Below are 15,023 nucleotides of genomic sequence, written 5' to 3'. Positions count from 1 at the left end.
GGGCCTGTTAACTTTGGTCTGTAGGAGAAGTAGATAAGTTCTGTAGGAAAGGATGTATTTGGGTCCAGCGTGGCCGTGTAAAGGATCGCAGGCTTCGCCAGTCCCTACAGTTTAGGCGCTGGCGAAGCTTGCGATTTTCCAGCCGTCAGATCGCTTCCAGCTTGGCGTAGCCCAGCATCAACCACTTGCTGCCTTCGCTGAAATTCACCTGGACCCGCGCCTGCGCGCCGGCGCCTTCGAAGTTCAGGATCACGCCGTCACCGAAGATCGAGTGGCGCACCGCCTGGCCCAGGCTGAAGCCGGTCTGCGGAATCTCGCTGCCGCTGAACAGGTTGCTGCCGTTCATCGACTGGTTGCCGCCGAACGGACGGCTGACGCTGTTGGACAGCCGCACTTCCTGAATCAGGCCCTTGGGCACTTCGCGTACGAATCGCGAGACCTTGTTGTAGGTCTCGCTGCCATACAGGCGTCGGGTTTCAGCATACGTCATCACCAGGTTTTGCATGGCCCGAGTGATGCCGACATAGGCCAGGCGACGCTCTTCCTCAAGACGGCCTGGCTCTTCCAGGCTCATCTTGTGCGGGAACAGTCCTTCTTCCATGCCCACCAGGAACACATAGGGGAATTCCAGGCCCTTGGCGCTGTGCAGGGTCATCAGCTGAATGCTGTCTTCGTGTTCGTCGGCCTGGGTATCGCCGGCTTCCAGCGACGCGTGACCGAGGAAGGCCGCCAGCGGCGTCAGGTCCTCGTCCTCTTCGCTGTTTTCAAAGTTGCGCGCGGCGCTGACCAGTTCCTCAAGGTTTTCTACCCGAGCCTGGCCTTTCTCGCCTTTTTCCGCTTCGTGGTAGGCGATCAGCCCCGACTGCTCGATGACGGTCTGGGTCATCAGGTGCAACGGCATTTCCATGCACTTGGCGGCGAGGTTCTCGATCAACTCGACAAACGCGCCCAATGCGCTGGCTGCGCGGCCGGTAACGCCTTTGTTGGCCACCAGCTGACGCATCGCTTCCCACATCGACACATCGCTGTGCCGGGCATGGTCGCGGATCGCCTCGACGGTTTTCTCGCCGATGCCCCGGGCCGGCACGTTGATCACCCGTTCCAGCGCGGCATCGTTGCCACGGCCTTCGAGCAAGCGCAGGTAAGCCATGGCGTTCTTGATTTCAGCGCGTTCGAAGAAGCGCTGGCCGCCGTAGATGCGGTAGGGAATGCGCTCACGCAGCAAGGCTTCTTCCAACACGCGCGATTGGGCGTTGGAGCGGTACAAAATCGCGATATCGCTGCGAGCCAAGCCAGTTTTCAGCGCACTTTCGATCGTTTCGACAACGTAGCGGGCTTCGTCGTGTTCGTTGAACGCGGCGTACAGGTTGATAGCTTCGCCGTCGCCACCGTCGGTCCACAGCTCTTTGCCCAGGCGCCCGGTGTTGTTGGCGATCAAGGCGTTGGCGGCCTTGAGGATGCCAGCGGTGGAGCGATAGTTCTGTTCCAGGCGGATGGTTTCGGCGTCCGGGAAATCTTCGGAGTACTGGTAGATGTTCTCGATTTTCGCGCCACGCCAGCCATAGATCGACTGGTCGTCGTCGCCGACCACCATCAGGCTGTCGCCACCTTTGGCCAGCAGGCGCAACCAGGCGTACTGCACGGCGTTGGTGTCTTGGAACTCGTCCACCAGGATGTGCCGGAAGCGCTTCTGATAGTGCGCCAGCAGGCCGGGGTGATCGCGCCACAGGTCAAGCGCGCGCAGCAGCAATTCGGAGAAGTCGATCACGCCGGCGCGCAGGCAGGCCGCCTCGTAGGCCTCATAGATGCTGCGCATGGTCGCCAGGAACAGATCGCCGCTGGCTTGAATGTGCTGAGGGCGCAGGCCTTCGTCTTTCTGCCCGTTGATGAACCATTGGGCCTGGCGGGCGGGCCAGCGTTGTTCGTCCAGGCCGAGCTCGCGGATCACCCGCTTGACCAGGCGTTGCTGGTCGTCGCTATCGAGAATCTGGAAGGTCTGGCTCAAGCTTGCTTCCTGCCAGTGCGCCCGCAGCAAGCGGTGCGCCAGGCCGTGGAAGGTGCCGACCCACATGCCGGCGGGGTTGATACCCATCAACTGCTCGATGCGATGGCGCATCTCGGCCGCAGCCTTGTTGGTGAAGGTCACCGACAGGATGGAGTGGGGCGAGGCGTTTTCGACCTGGATCAACCAGGCGATACGGTGCACCAGCACTCGGGTTTTACCGGAACCAGCACCGGCCAGGACCAACTGACGACCCACGGGGGCAGCTACGGCCTGGCGTTGGGCATCGTTGAGGGAGTTCAGCAGAAGGGAGAGATCATCGCGCATCGGGGCATTCTAGGGGGCTGCGTCACCCCGGGCAAACCCCGCTTTGCTTTAGCCGATGAAAGTTACCCATGGACGACCGGTCAGTCATCGGCTGCAAGCGTTGTCCGGCCCTGTCTGAAGGCATCCTGCCATGACTGGCGGCGGGCAAATTTTGTCTGTTTTTTGATCGGTAGCGGTTTGGTCCACGCTTTGCGTTGTGTATGCTCCGTCGACGTTTCGGGCTCATGCTCATCATTATAAGAACAAGAACACTGCCTATGACCCTCAGCTTCGACCTGTCGGGCCCTTCCGTGGAACCCCGGGTTATTCGTAAACGATACGCCATGGAAATGGCGGTCGAACGCACGCGTCTGTTGTATCAAGGTTCCTTGTTGCCCACGCTGTTCATGTTGATCAATGGCCTGGTGTGCGCCGGTTTGCTCTGGAGTCCGCAGCGTTACTTCCTGGTCAGTGTCTGGCTGGTGTGGTTGCTGTCGCTGGTGGCATTGCGAGTGATCCAGGTGGCGGCCTTCGATTCGGCGATTCCCAACCGCCAGGCGCATCCGATCTGGCGGCGCATGTTTCTACTGGGCTCGGGGCTCACTGGCCTGACCCTGGCCGGTGCCGGTATTGCCTTGGTTCCCGCCGATAACTTCATTCAACAAGCGTGGGTCTTCGGCCTGATCGGTGCCGCGGCGCTTTCGGCCAGTGTGGCCTACGCAGTGAGTTTGCCGGCGTTCCTGTCTTTCACCTTGCCCTGCCTGCTGCCGGCCATTGCCTATATGTTCTGGGGTGGGGAAGAGCAGGGGCACGGTTGGGGCTGGTTCGGCCTGATTTTGCTGGGCGCTTTGAGTGTGGTCGCCTGGCAAGTGAATCGACTGATCGATCGCGGCCTGCTGCGACGCTTTCAGAATCAGGCGCTGATCGAACATCTGCAGCAAGTGCAGAACTGCAGCGACCAGCTCAATCAGGAGCTGACCCGGGAAATCGATCAGCGTCGGCGTGCCGAAGACGAATTGCGTGAAATCCAGGTCGACCTGGAAAGTCGTGTCGCCCAGCGCAGCCTGGAGCTGGACGCGGCCAACCAGGCGCTGAGCAAGAGCGAGGCGCGCCTGGCGCTGGCATTGAAGGCCAGCGAACTGGGACTGTGGGACTGGAACCTGCAAACCGACGAAGTCCATCACACGCAGATCCAGGAACTGTTTGGCTTGGAGCCGGAGCAGGTGACCGCCATCTTGCGCCACCTTAAACCCCGCCTGCACCCCGACGATCTGCCTGCACTGAAAAGGGCGTTGGTTGAGCATTTGAAGGGCCGCACCGAGGATTACCAGATCGAGTACCGCGTGCGGCATGGTGATGGCCACTGGGTGTGGATCGAGGACCGCGGGCGGGCGGTCGAACGCGCCGACAACGGCCGGGTAATTCGCATGGTAGGTACGCGGCGCGATATCAGTGCCAGCAAGGCCCAGGAGGAACAACGGCAGTTGGCCGCGACTGTTTTCGAGGCCGCCAGCGAAGGGATCGTGATTTTCGATCCGGGTTATGCCTTGATTGCGGTCAATCAAGCTTTCAGCCGGGTCACTGGCTACGAAATCGAGGAGATGCTCGGGCGCAACGTGGTGGAGTTGCCCTGCAGCCGCGACGCGCGCCGGCATTACGGTGCGATCCATCAAGCGCTGGAACAGCATGGCAGCTGGCAGGGTGAGCTGGTGGAAACCCGCAAGAACGGCGAGATGTATCCGCAATGGCTGCAATTGAATGCAGTACGCGATCTCCGGGGAAATGTCAGTCATATAGTCGGTTTTTTCTCGGATCTCTCGGCCCGGCGAGAATCCGAAGAGCGCATGCGCTACCTGACCCATCACGACGAACTCACGGGCCTGGCCAATCGCTCGATGTTCCGCGAACGGCTTGGCGAGGCGCATCAGCGGGTGCGTCAGGGCGGTTATCGCAGCCTGGCGCTGCTGCATATCAATCTGGATCGCTTCAAGCAGCTCAACGACAGCCTGGGCCACGAAGTGGCCGATCAGCTGTTGCGGAAAATGGCCCGGCGCCTGGTCAATGCATTACCTGAGGCAGACACCATCGCGCGCTTGTCCGGCGATGAGTTCGCCGTGCTGTTCAATGCCTACGGCAACCTCTCCAGCCTGGCGCGGGTGGCGACGCGCCTGGCGGCCAAATTGCGCTTGCCGGTGACCGTCGAGGGTCATGAACTGGTGGTCAGTGCTTCCATGGGCATCAGCCTGTTGCCGGACAACGCCCGGGAAATCTCCGCATTGGTCAATCAGGCGAACATGGCCATGCAGCACGCCAAGCATTTGGGCGGTAACAATTTCCAGTTCTACACCGATAGCTTGCAAACCAGCACCCTGGAGCGCTTGCAGCTGGAAAATCATCTGCGTAAAGCGGTCGAAGACAAGCAGCTGAAGGTGTTTTACCAACCGAAACTGTGCCTCGCCACGGGCAAGCTCAATGCCGCCGAGGCCTTGGTGCGCTGGGACCACCCGACCATGGGGCGTGTGCCACCGGGAGATTTCATCGGTCTGGCGGAGGAGACCGGGCTGATCGGCCCGATCGGCGAGTTCGTCCTGCGCCAGGCCTGCTGGCAAGCCTGCGAATGGCAGCGTCTGGGGTTGGAGGCGATTCGGGTGTCGGTCAATCTTTCGGTGCATCAATTGCGCCAAGGCAAGTTGGTCAGCCTGGTGCGCCAGGTCCTGGAAGAAACCGGACTGGCGCCGCAATACCTGGAGCTGGAACTGACTGAAAGCCAATTGCTCGACAGCGTCGAGCACATTATCGCCACGTTCCGGCAACTGCGTGATTTGGGGGTCAAGCTGGCGATCGACGATTTCGGCACCGGCTATTCGTCCCTGAGCTACCTCAAGCGCATCCCGGTGGATTACGTGAAGATCGATCAGGCGTTTATTCGCGGCCTGGGAGAGGGCACACCCGACGCGGCGATCACCCGGGCGATCATTGCCATGGCGCACGGCTTGAAACTGAAAGTGGTGGCTGAAGGCGTGGAGCGGCCAGAGCAGCTGGAGTTTTTGAAAACTGAACGCTGTGATGAAGTGCAGGGCTATCTAATCAGCCGGCCGGTTGAGGCCGAGGTATTGGCGGGCCTGCTGCAAGCCCAGGTCGCAAGTTGACGAAGAGGTTTCTCGCCAGGCCCTTGGCGTGCCTGGCGGAAGACCATGACGCTATGAAGCGCCGGCTGGCGGGTTAGGCCGGCTCTCCACAAAGGTCCAGTTCAAGCAGCCGCCGAACCTCAGCTGTCTCAAGCCCCGCACCCAGCAGTGCATGCAACTTGCCGAAAGCCGCCTCACGGGTCATGCCGCCGCCGGACAACACGCCCACGCCCCGCAAGCGACTGCCGGCCTCGTACACGTCCAGCTCGACACCGCCTTCGTGGCACTGCGTGACCGCAACCACCACAACGCCTTTCTCCCGCGCGCGTTCCAGGCTGACGAGGAACATCGGGTTGTCGCTCGGACCGGTACCGCTGCCGTAGCACTCCAGCACCAGGCCTTGAATACCGCTGTCGACCACTCCGTCCAACAACTCGGCGCTGATGCCGGGGAACAACGGCAACACAGCGACTTTCGCCAGTACTTTGTTCTGCTTGTAGTTCAGTTGCGCTGGCAGCGAGGTTGCTTTCGCAGCACCACCCTGACGTTCCAGGCGCTTGAACGGATGCCGGCCGAAACTGCGCACTTTGGCGCAACGGGTCGGGTCCAGCACTTCGCCATGAAAGTACAGGTGCACGCCTGGCGCCAGGCCTTGACCCAAAGCCACCAGCGCGCCGCCGAGGTTTTCCCAGGCATCGCTGTCGGTCACGCCGGCCGGCAGCATCGAGCCAGTGAAGCACACGCGAGCGTGCAGGCCGAGCAATTGAAAACTCATGGCGGCGGCGCTGTAGGCGAGGGTGTCGGTGCCGTGCAGGATCAGCACGCTGTCGCAACCTTGCACGTCCACGGCGTCGACCACCGCTTCACGCAATTGCTGCCAATACGCCGGAGTCATGTTGGCGCTGTCGATCAGCGGCGACATTTCGCGAAAGCGCCATTGCGGTACCACGAGATCAGGCTGGCTGTTCAGGTACTCGCGCATGCGCGCTTCGAAACCGGATGCCGGCGCCAGGCCGTTGGCACTGGCTTGCATGCCGATGGTGCCGCCGGTGTAGAGCACCATGACGTGCTGGGCGGCAGGGTAGGTCGAGGAATTCATGGAGGGCTCCGAGAACAATGACGTCCTGTGGGAGCGCGCTTGCTCGCGATGGCGGTGTGTCAGTCGACATCCGTATCGAATGTCAGTCCGCATTCGCCAGCAAGCTCGCTCCTACAAGGGATTTTGCACTTTAACCGATCAGCGTTGCGCTGCGGACACGCCCTGCGGCTCGGTTTGAGCCTTGGTCATGGCGGCTGGCGGATTGGCTGGCCAGGCTTGGCGATCCAGGTCCAGATCAGGGAACTTGCTCGAATCGAACACCGGCGTCTTGATCCCGGCCGCGCGTTGGTCATCGTAGTCACGCAGGATGCGCATGCCGACCTTGAACAGCAGGAACAGCGCGATCAGGTTGACGAACGCGAGCATCGTCATGGTGATGTCGGCAAAGGCAAACACGGTCCCGAGGTTTTCGATGGCACCCCAGAAAATCAGCACGAGCACCAGCGCACGGTAGCCCATCAGCGCCTTGCGGTTTTCACCGATCAAAAAGCGCAGGTTGCTCTCGCCCAGATAGTAGTTGTAGAGGATCGAGGTGAATACGAACAAGGCCAGCGCCACGGAAATGAACATCCGGCCCCAGTCACCGACCACGGCGGCCAGGGAGTTCTGGGTCAGGGCAATGCCGTCGCCTTCGAACCCCGGGGTGTAGAAGCCCGAGAGCAGGATCAGCAAGGCCGTGCAAGTGCAGATCACGAAGGTGTCGAGGAACACGCTGAACGCCTGGACCACGCCTTGTGCCACAGGGTGCTCGACCGAGGCCACCGCAGCCACGTTCGGTGCGCTACCCAGGCCCGCTTCGTTGGCGAACACGCCACGCTTCACGCCCATGATAATCGCGCTGCCGATCAGGCCGCCAAAGGCCTGGTCGAGACCGAAAGCGCTCTTGACGATGGTCATCAACATGCCCGGCACCTGATCGAACTGCAGCACGATCACGTAGATGGTCACGCCGATGTACACCAGGGTTTTCACCGGCACCAGCAGGTCAGCGACCTTGGCAATGCGCTTGATCCCGCCGATGAACACCAGGCCCAGCAGGACGGCCAGGCCAAGACCGGTCCAGGTGGTGTCGAGGCCGAAAGCGTTGTTCAGCGAGTGGGTCACGGCATGGGATTGCAGGCCGTTGAAGGCGAAGCCGAAGGTGATCAGCAGCAGAAATGCCATGATCATCCCCAGCCAGCGCTTTTGCAGGCCGTGCTGGATGTAATAGGAAGGGCCGCCACGGAACTGGCCTTCGCTGTCGCAGCGCTTGTAGAGCTGGCCGAGGGAGCATTCGAAGAAGCTGCTCGACATGCCGACCAGTGCGGTGACCCACATCCAGAACACGGCACCGGGCCCGCCAAGTGTCACGGCGATACCGACACCGGCGATGTTGCCTGCACCGACACGCCCGGCAAGGCTGAGCATCAGGGCCTGGAACGAACTGAGTTGGCCGGCGCTGCTCTTGAGGCTGTCACGGAACACCGCGAACATGTGGAAGAAGTGACGCAATTGAACGAAACGCGAGCGGATCGTGAAGTAGCTACCGAGCCCGACAATGAGCACGATCAGTACTTTCCCTGAGAGGAAGTCGTTGATGACTTCGAGCATGGATTATTCCTCGCTGTTTTTTGTGTGGGCAGATGCTGGCCGGACAGACACATCGAGTTACACCAGCGGGCGCGCGGCACAACAGGTGGATCGATGTTCGTCCCGGTTTCATATCGCGGGTTTGTTATTAGTTCGGGTTTCGCATGGGTTGTGGTCTCGCTACCGACGACCGCTCACGCGAAGAGGGGCGGCACTATACCGATGAGAGTGCCGTCCGTCTGCACGGTTGTGGTGCATGCGGTAAAACGAAGGGGATTTCCGGGAGCTTGAGGGCCTCTTCGCTGGCAAGCCAGCCTACAGGTGGTTGGTGTTCACCCTGTCCTTGCAGTAGCGGGCTTGCCAGCGAAGAGCCAGCAAAAGCACCACAAGTTCAGAGTAAAAAAAAGGGCCTGGAGATTGATCTCCAAGCCCTCAAAAGGTGAGAGGTGTCTAGTCCCTCGACCTGGTGAGCGGTGCTACAGGTAACGCGTCGGGTCAGGCTTTAAGCGGGACCAGGCGCGGGGCAATCATGTTTTCCGGGCGCAGGATGTCGGCCAGCATGGCGTCGTCGAGCAGGCCTTCTTCGCGCACCAGTTCCAGCACGCCGCGGCCGCTTTCGAGGGCGATGCGCGCGATACGGGTGGCGTTTTCATAGCCGATGTACGGGTTCAGCGCGGTAACCAGGCCGATCGAATGCTCGACCAGTTCACGGCAGCGTTCTTCGTTGGCGGTGATGCCGGTGATGCAATGCTCGCGCAGCATGTCCATGGCGCGTTGCAGCAGGCGGATCGAGTCGAAAATCTTGAAGGCGATCAGCGGTTCCATCACGTTCAGTTGCAACTGGCCGCCTTCGGCCGCGATGGTCAGCGCCAAGTCGTTGCCGATGATCTGGAATGCAACCTGGTTCACGGCTTCCGGAATAACCGGGTTGACCTTGCCTGGCATGATCGAGCTGCCTGGCTGACGCGCTGGCAGGTTGATTTCGTTGATGCCGGTGCGTGGGCCGCTGGACAGCAGGCGCAGGTCGTTGCAGATCTTCGACAGCTTGACCGCGGTGCGCTTGAGCATGCCGGAGAACAGCACGAAGGCGCCCATGTCGGAAGTGGCTTCGATCAGGTCGGCGGCCGGTACCAGCGGGTGACCGCTGATGGTGGCCAGGCGCTGAACGGCCAGGTGCTGGTAACGCGGGTCGGCGTTGATGCCGGTGCCGATGGCGGTGCCGCCCAGGTTCACTTCGGTCAGCAGCTCGGGTGCCAACGTTTTCAGGCGCGCCAGGTCTTCGCCCAGGGTAGTGGCGAAAGCGCGGAATTCCTGGCCGAGGGTCATCGGCACGGCATCCTGCAGCTGGGTACGACCCATTTTCAGGACGTGGCTGAATTCTTCACCCTTGGCGGCGAACGACTGGATCAGGCTGTCGAGGCTGGCCAGCAGTGCGTCGTGACCCAACAGCAGACCCAGGCGAATCGCCGTCGGGTAGGCGTCGTTGGTCGACTGCGCCATGTTCACGTCATTGTTCGGGTGCAGGTACTGGTATTCGCCCTTCTGGTGGCCCATGGCCTCCAGCGCGATGTTGGCGATGACTTCGTTGGCATTCATGTTGGTTGAAGTGCCAGCGCCGCCTTGAATCATGTCCACCACGAATTCTTCGTGGAAATCGCCGCGGATCAGACGGGCACAGGCTTCGCTGATGGCAGCGTGCTTGGCTTCACTGAGGTGACCCAGCTCGCGGTTGGCGTCAGCGGCAGCTTGCTTGACCATGGCCAGGCCGACAACCAGCTTCGGGTAATGCGAAATCGGAACGCCGGAGAGACGGAAATTGTTCACCGCTCGCAGGGTCTGGATGCCGTAATACGCTTGAGCCGGTACTTCGAGTACGCCAAGCAGGTCTTTTTCTGTGCGGAATGATGCAGCGGAGGACATGATAGAAATCATCTCAATATGGACCCGGGCTGTGCCGGAACACTGCAAATGCTAGGCTTGTGGAGGATTTTGGGCCAATGCTGTTAAACACTGGCCTATGCATATTCGGCATAATGCCAATGTGACGCCGTGTTGACGGCGAGCGTGTGACCTAAATTGGTGCGTGTCCGGGAGGACGTGATGAATCTGGAAAGTAAATGGCTGGAAGACTTCAGTGCCCTGGCCGCCACCCGCAGTTTCTCCCAGGCGGCCGAACGCCGCTTTGTGACGCAACCGGCCTTTAGCCGTCGTATCCGCAGCCTCGAAGCCGCGTTGGGATTGACCCTGGTCAATCGCTCGCGCACGCCGGTTGAGCTGACCGCGGCGGGCCAGTTATTCCTGGTCACTGCGCGCACCGTGGTCGAGCAGCTCGGTGAAGTGCTGCGTCATCTGCATCATCTGGAAGGCGGGCAGGGTGAAGTGATGCAAGTCGCGGCGGCGCACTCACTGGCATTGGGTTTTTTCCCGCGCTGGATCGCCCAGCTGCGCAATGAAGGCTTGAACATCGCTACGCGATTGGTGGCAACCAACGTCGGCGACGCCGTGCACGCCCTGCGTGAAGGCGGATGCGACCTGATGCTGGCGTTCTACGACCCGGATGCCGCCATGCAGATGGACCCGGAGATCTTTCCTTCCTTGCACCTTGGGCACACCGAAATGCTCCCGGTGTGCGCGGCGGATGAGCAGGGCAAGCCGCTGTTCGATCTGGAAGGCGAGGCCAGCGTGCCGTTGCTGGCCTACAGCGCGGGAGCATTCCTGGGGCGTTCGGTCAATGGCTTGCTGCGCCAGCGCGCGCTGCGCTTTACCACTGTGTATGAAACCGCCATGGCCGATAGCCTCAAGAGCATGGCGCTGGAAGGGCTGGGGATTGCCTGGGTACCGCAACTGAGCGTGCGCGCCGAGTTGGCGCGCGGTGAACTGGTGGTGTGCGGTGGCCCGCAATGGCATGTGCCGCTGGAGATTCGTCTGTATCGCTGCGCGCTGGTGCGCAAGGCGAATGTGCGGTTGCTGTGGCGCAAGCTGGAAGGCGGCGCCGCCCAAAGTACCTGAGACCGCGGAAACTCAAATGTGGGAGCGGGCTTGCTCGCGAATGCGGTATGTCAGGCAGCATTGATGTTGACTGACCCACCGCTTTCGCGAGCAAGCCCGCTCCCACAGGAGATTTGTGCTGTATTCCATTGACCCGGGAGTCAATAAAACCGGGACTTTGCGCCGTATGACAGATGGTCGATTCGGGGGCTGTTTATCTGCTTCATTAAGGTATACTGCGCGGCCTTCGGCCGGTTACGACCGGCCATAATTCGTACAATCAAGCCACGCATTTTGCGTGGCTTGTTGTTTTTTGATGCGCCTGCGGGCGCCCAGAGAGAAGAGGCACGACGATGAGTGCATTGGTTGGCGTGATCATGGGCTCCAAGTCCGATTGGTCCACCCTTAGCCACACCGCCGATATGCTGGAAAAGCTCGGCATCCCCTACGAGGTGAAAGTGGTCTCTGCCCACCGCACCCCGGACCTGCTGTTCCAGTACGCTGAAGAAGCCGAGTCGCGTGGCATCGAGGTGATCATCGCCGGTGCCGGTGGCGCAGCCCACTTGCCTGGCATGTGTGCAGCCAAGACCCACTTGCCGGTGCTGGGCGTGCCAGTACAGTCGGCGATGCTCTCGGGCGTCGATTCGCTGCTCTCGATCGTACAGATGCCAGCAGGCATTCCGGTCGCCACCCTGGCCATCGGCAAGGCCGGTGCGATCAACGCAGCCCTGCTGTCGGCGAGTATCCTGGGCGCCAAGCACCCGCAGTTCCACGCGGTGCTGAAAACCTTCCGTGCTGAGCAGACAGACAGCGTCCTGGAAAATCCAGACCCACGCATCGCCTGAGGTTGTTGACGATGAAGATCGGTGTAATCGGTGGCGGCCAGTTGGGTCGCATGTTGGCGCTGGCGGGCACTCCGCTGGGCATGAACTTCGCTTTCCTCGACCCGGCGCCGGACGCTTGCGCCGCTGCGTTGGGCGAACACCTGCGGGCCGATTACGGCGATCAGGATCACCTGCGCCAGCTGGCCGATGAAGTCGATCTGGTGACCTTCGAGTTCGAGAGCGTCCCGGCCGAAACCGTGGCATTCCTCTCGCAATTCGTCCCGGTCTATCCGAGCGCCGAAGCCCTGCGTATCGCCCGCGATCGCTGGTTCGAAAAGAGCATGTTCAAGGATCTTGGCATTCCAACCCCGGCGTTCGCCGACATTCAGTCGCAAGCCGATCTGGAGGCCGCCGTGGCTTCCATCGGTCTGCCGGCCGTGCTCAAGACTCGCACCCTGGGTTACGACGGTAAGGGCCAGAAAGTCCTGCGTACTCCTGAAGACGTGGTTGGCACTTTCGCGGAGTTGGGCAGCGTGGCATGCCTGCTGGAAGGTTTCGTACCTTTCACCGGCGAAGTTTCGCTGATCGCCGTACGTGCTCGCGATGGCGAAACCAGGTTCTACCCGCTGGTACACAACACCCACGACAGCGGCATCCTCAAGCTGTCCGTGGCCAGCACGGACCATCCGTTGCAAGCTCTGGCGGAGGATTATTCCAGCCGAGTGCTCAAGCAGCTGAACTATGTTGGCGTGATGGCGTTCGAGTTCTTTGAAGTCGATGGTGGCTTGAAAGCCAACGAAATCGCTCCGCGTGTACACAATTCCGGGCACTGGACCACCGAAGGCGCCGAGTGCAGCCAGTTCGAAAACCACCTGCGGGCGGTTGCTGGCCTGCCGCTGGGTTCGACCGCCAAGGTCGGCGAAAGCGCGATGTTGAACTTCATCGGTAAAGTGCCGGAGACCGAAAAAGTCCTGGCGATCGCCGATTGCCATCTGCATCACTATGGCAAGGCCTTCAAGGTCGGCCGCAAGGTCGGCCACGCCAACCTGCGCTGTGCAGACCGCGAAACGTTGGCCGCGCAGATCCTCAAGGTCGAAGCGCTCATCGCCGAGTAAAACAGTTTCATGTGGCGGCGGCGGAACCATTGAGGGGCCGCCGTTCTCTCATGGCAGGATGCCAAAGTCTGACTAGGCTTTCGCTAACTACCAAATCAGAGGGAAATGCCATGGGAATCATCGGAACCATCTTTATCGGCTTGATCGTCGGCCTGCTGGCGCGGTTCCTCAAACCGGGCGATGACAGCATGGGTTGGATCATGACCATCCTGCTCGGTATTGGCGGTTCACTGGCGGCCACTTATGGCGGCCAGGCCCTGGGCTTCTACCAGGCAGGCGAAGGTGCAGGCTTCCTCGGGGCGCTGGTGGGCGCTGTCATTTTGCTGGTGATCTACGGCTTGATCAAAAAGAACTGATTCAAGCGACAAAGTCCTCTCGGCTGCGCAGCCCGGGAGGACTAGAATGCCCGGCGATTTCCTTATCCCTACCGAGCATTTTCATGCGCCGTCTTTTGCTGACTCTTGTTTTACTGGGTTCGGGCCTTGCCCATGCCGGCGAGCTGCCGGAAACCGACTGGCTCGAACTGATGCCCAAATCGGACCAGAAAGCCCTTGAGGCCATGCCCGAAATCGACCACGACTCCCCGGAAGCCAATGGCACCTTCACTGAAAAAGGTGGCATGAAGCAGAGCAAGGGGTTGCCCGCGGTGATGTATTCGACCAAAACCGTGGCATCGATGAACGACAAGGACATCCGTATCGGCGGTTACCCGGTACCGCTGGAGTCCGACGCCAAAGGCCACAGTACCTTGTTTTTCCTGGTGCCCTACCCAGGCGCTTGCATCCACGTACCGCCACCGCCCCCCAATCAACTGGTGTTGGTGCGTTATCCCAAGGGCTTGAAGCTGGATGATATCTACACGCCGCTGTGGGTGACTGGCACGCTGAAGATCGAGAAGGTCAGCAATGATCTGGCGGATGCGGCTTATGCGCTGGATGCGGCGAAGGTGAGGGTGGTGCAGGAGTCGGATTTGTAGGCATTCAAATGTGGGAGCGGGCTTGCTCGCGAAGAGGGAGTGTCAGTTGACATAAATGTTGCCTGACACACCGCCTTCGCGAGCAAGCCCGCTCCCACATTGGTTTTGTGGTGTTACAGCGCTTTGCTGCCGATGCTCACGCCCAGGGTATGACTGGCGCCCGGTGCCAAAGCCACTACATCACCCATCACATTCGCCGTTTCGATGCACAGCATGCGCTGCCAGCCATCGTCGGCCATGTCGCTGAACGCCGCGGCGCGTTCGGTCCATGGGTTCCAGATGACGGCCGAACGCGAACCGGTACTGGTCAGCTCGATGCGCCGCTCCCAGGTCGGGTCGACAATGCTCAGCCTGCTCGGCGTATCGAGGTAGATGCGATCGGTTTCGCCGGTAAAGTGCAAGTCACCGGACTGGGTCACGGTTTTCCAGTCGTCCAGCGTCTCGATATAGTCCAGGCCGTCCAGCCCTTCGACATGCACATTGCGCACGTCGCTGACTGCGAAATAGCTGTGCAACGCCTGGCTGATCGTTACGATGTCGGTGCCCTGGTTGTGACTGGTCAGGCAGATATGCAGCTGCTCATCCAGACGAATGCTCAACTTCAAGTCGACCTTGTGCGGCCAGCCTGGCAAACCGTCTTCGGGGCAGGGCAGGAGGAACTCGATCTTCAGGCTTTCGCCCTCGGCCTTGATGCCGCCCAGTTCCCAGTCCATCGTCCGCACCAGCCCATGAGCGGTAGCGGGTTCGTTGCTGATGCGCATCGCCTGAACGGTCTGTGGGTTGCGCGCCAGGTTGCCGAACCATGGCCAGCACACCGGCACACCGGCGCGGATGCTTTTGCCGGCCTTGAAGACAGCCTCGTCGTTGAGCCAGATCAGCGGCGGCTGGCCAGCCAATTGATAACTGAGGATGTGCGCACCTTGCTGGGCTACCAGCAGTTCGGCCTGACCGTGACGGATCCGCCAGCAGTTCAGTTCATCCAGTTTGACGGCTTCAACGTTGGGCGTACTCATGGG

Annotated in this window: 11 protein-coding genes; 6 read left to right on the top strand and 5 right to left on the bottom strand. The window is 60.8% G+C overall.

The genetic code is table 11. From position 1 onward, the window contains the following. Window positions 1-145: 145 nt before the first annotated feature. Entirely contained in the window at window positions 146-2,329 is a 2,184-nt protein-coding gene (gene uvrD, locus NQL71_RS02445; protein WP_274642214.1) for a DNA helicase II, read from the bottom strand. Window positions 2,330-2,586: 257 nt separating this feature from the next. Between uvrD and NQL71_RS02440 the strand changes: the two genes are divergently transcribed. Continuing rightward, the gene (locus NQL71_RS02440; RefSeq protein ID WP_248686023.1) at window positions 2,587-5,457 is read left to right on the top strand and encodes an EAL domain-containing protein; all 2,871 of its coding nucleotides are present in this window, start codon (window positions 2,587-2,589) and stop codon (window positions 5,455-5,457) included. Window positions 5,458-5,530: 73 nt separating this feature from the next. Here the strand turns inward: NQL71_RS02440 and NQL71_RS02435 are convergent, their stop codons facing one another. From NQL71_RS02435 to aspA, 3 genes are all read right to left on the bottom strand, one after another. Further along, the gene (locus tag NQL71_RS02435; RefSeq protein WP_274642213.1) at window positions 5,531-6,535 is read right to left on the bottom strand and encodes an asparaginase; all 1,005 of its coding nucleotides are present in this window, start codon (window positions 6,533-6,535) and stop codon (window positions 5,531-5,533) included. Window positions 6,536-6,673: 138 nt separating this feature from the next. Further along, entirely contained in the window at window positions 6,674-8,125 is a 1,452-nt protein-coding gene (locus NQL71_RS02430) for an alanine/glycine:cation symporter family protein (protein ID WP_274642212.1), read from the bottom strand. Between the two features lie 474 nt (window positions 8,126-8,599). Continuing rightward, complete coding sequence (gene aspA, locus NQL71_RS02425; protein WP_020797941.1) at window positions 8,600-10,024, bottom strand: aspartate ammonia-lyase; 1,425 nt, start codon at window positions 10,022-10,024, stop codon at window positions 8,600-8,602. 180 nt (window positions 10,025-10,204) lie between these two features. Between aspA and NQL71_RS02420 the strand changes: the two genes are divergently transcribed. The 5 genes from NQL71_RS02420 to NQL71_RS02400 all read left to right on the top strand — a co-directional run bounded on the left by NQL71_RS02420 (window position 10,205) and on the right by NQL71_RS02400 (window position 14,007). Continuing rightward, window positions 10,205-11,113, top strand: coding sequence for a LysR substrate-binding domain-containing protein (locus tag NQL71_RS02420; protein ID WP_046818579.1), 909 nt, complete (start codon window positions 10,205-10,207; stop codon window positions 11,111-11,113). Window positions 11,114-11,445: 332 nt separating this feature from the next. Further along, entirely contained in the window at window positions 11,446-11,937 is a 492-nt protein-coding gene (gene purE / locus NQL71_RS02415) for a 5-(carboxyamino)imidazole ribonucleotide mutase (protein WP_046818578.1), read from the top strand. Between the two features lie 11 nt (window positions 11,938-11,948). Beyond that, window positions 11,949-13,031 (top strand): 5-(carboxyamino)imidazole ribonucleotide synthase, encoded by a 1,083-nt coding sequence (locus NQL71_RS02410; RefSeq protein WP_077185007.1) that lies wholly within the window; start codon window positions 11,949-11,951, stop codon window positions 13,029-13,031. 110 nt (window positions 13,032-13,141) lie between these two features. Further along, the gene (locus NQL71_RS02405) at window positions 13,142-13,387 is read left to right on the top strand and encodes a GlsB/YeaQ/YmgE family stress response membrane protein (RefSeq protein WP_045057799.1); all 246 of its coding nucleotides are present in this window, start codon (window positions 13,142-13,144) and stop codon (window positions 13,385-13,387) included. A gap of 83 nt (window positions 13,388-13,470) precedes the next feature. Continuing rightward, window positions 13,471-14,007, top strand: a complete 537-nt coding sequence (locus NQL71_RS02400; protein ID WP_077185004.1) for a DUF3299 domain-containing protein — start codon at window positions 13,471-13,473, stop codon at window positions 14,005-14,007. Window positions 14,008-14,120: 113 nt separating this feature from the next. Here NQL71_RS02400 and NQL71_RS02395 read toward each other — a convergent pair whose 3' ends face one another. Then, window positions 14,121-15,020, bottom strand: a complete 900-nt coding sequence (locus NQL71_RS02395) for a D-hexose-6-phosphate mutarotase (RefSeq protein WP_274642211.1) — start codon at window positions 15,018-15,020, stop codon at window positions 14,121-14,123. Window positions 15,021-15,023: the final 3 nt, after the last annotated feature.

Source organism: Pseudomonas serbica (assembly GCF_028823535.1).
Classification (GTDB): domain Bacteria; phylum Pseudomonadota; class Gammaproteobacteria; order Pseudomonadales; family Pseudomonadaceae; genus Aquipseudomonas; species Aquipseudomonas serbica.
This window is presented reverse-complemented; position numbering and strand designations above follow the sequence as displayed.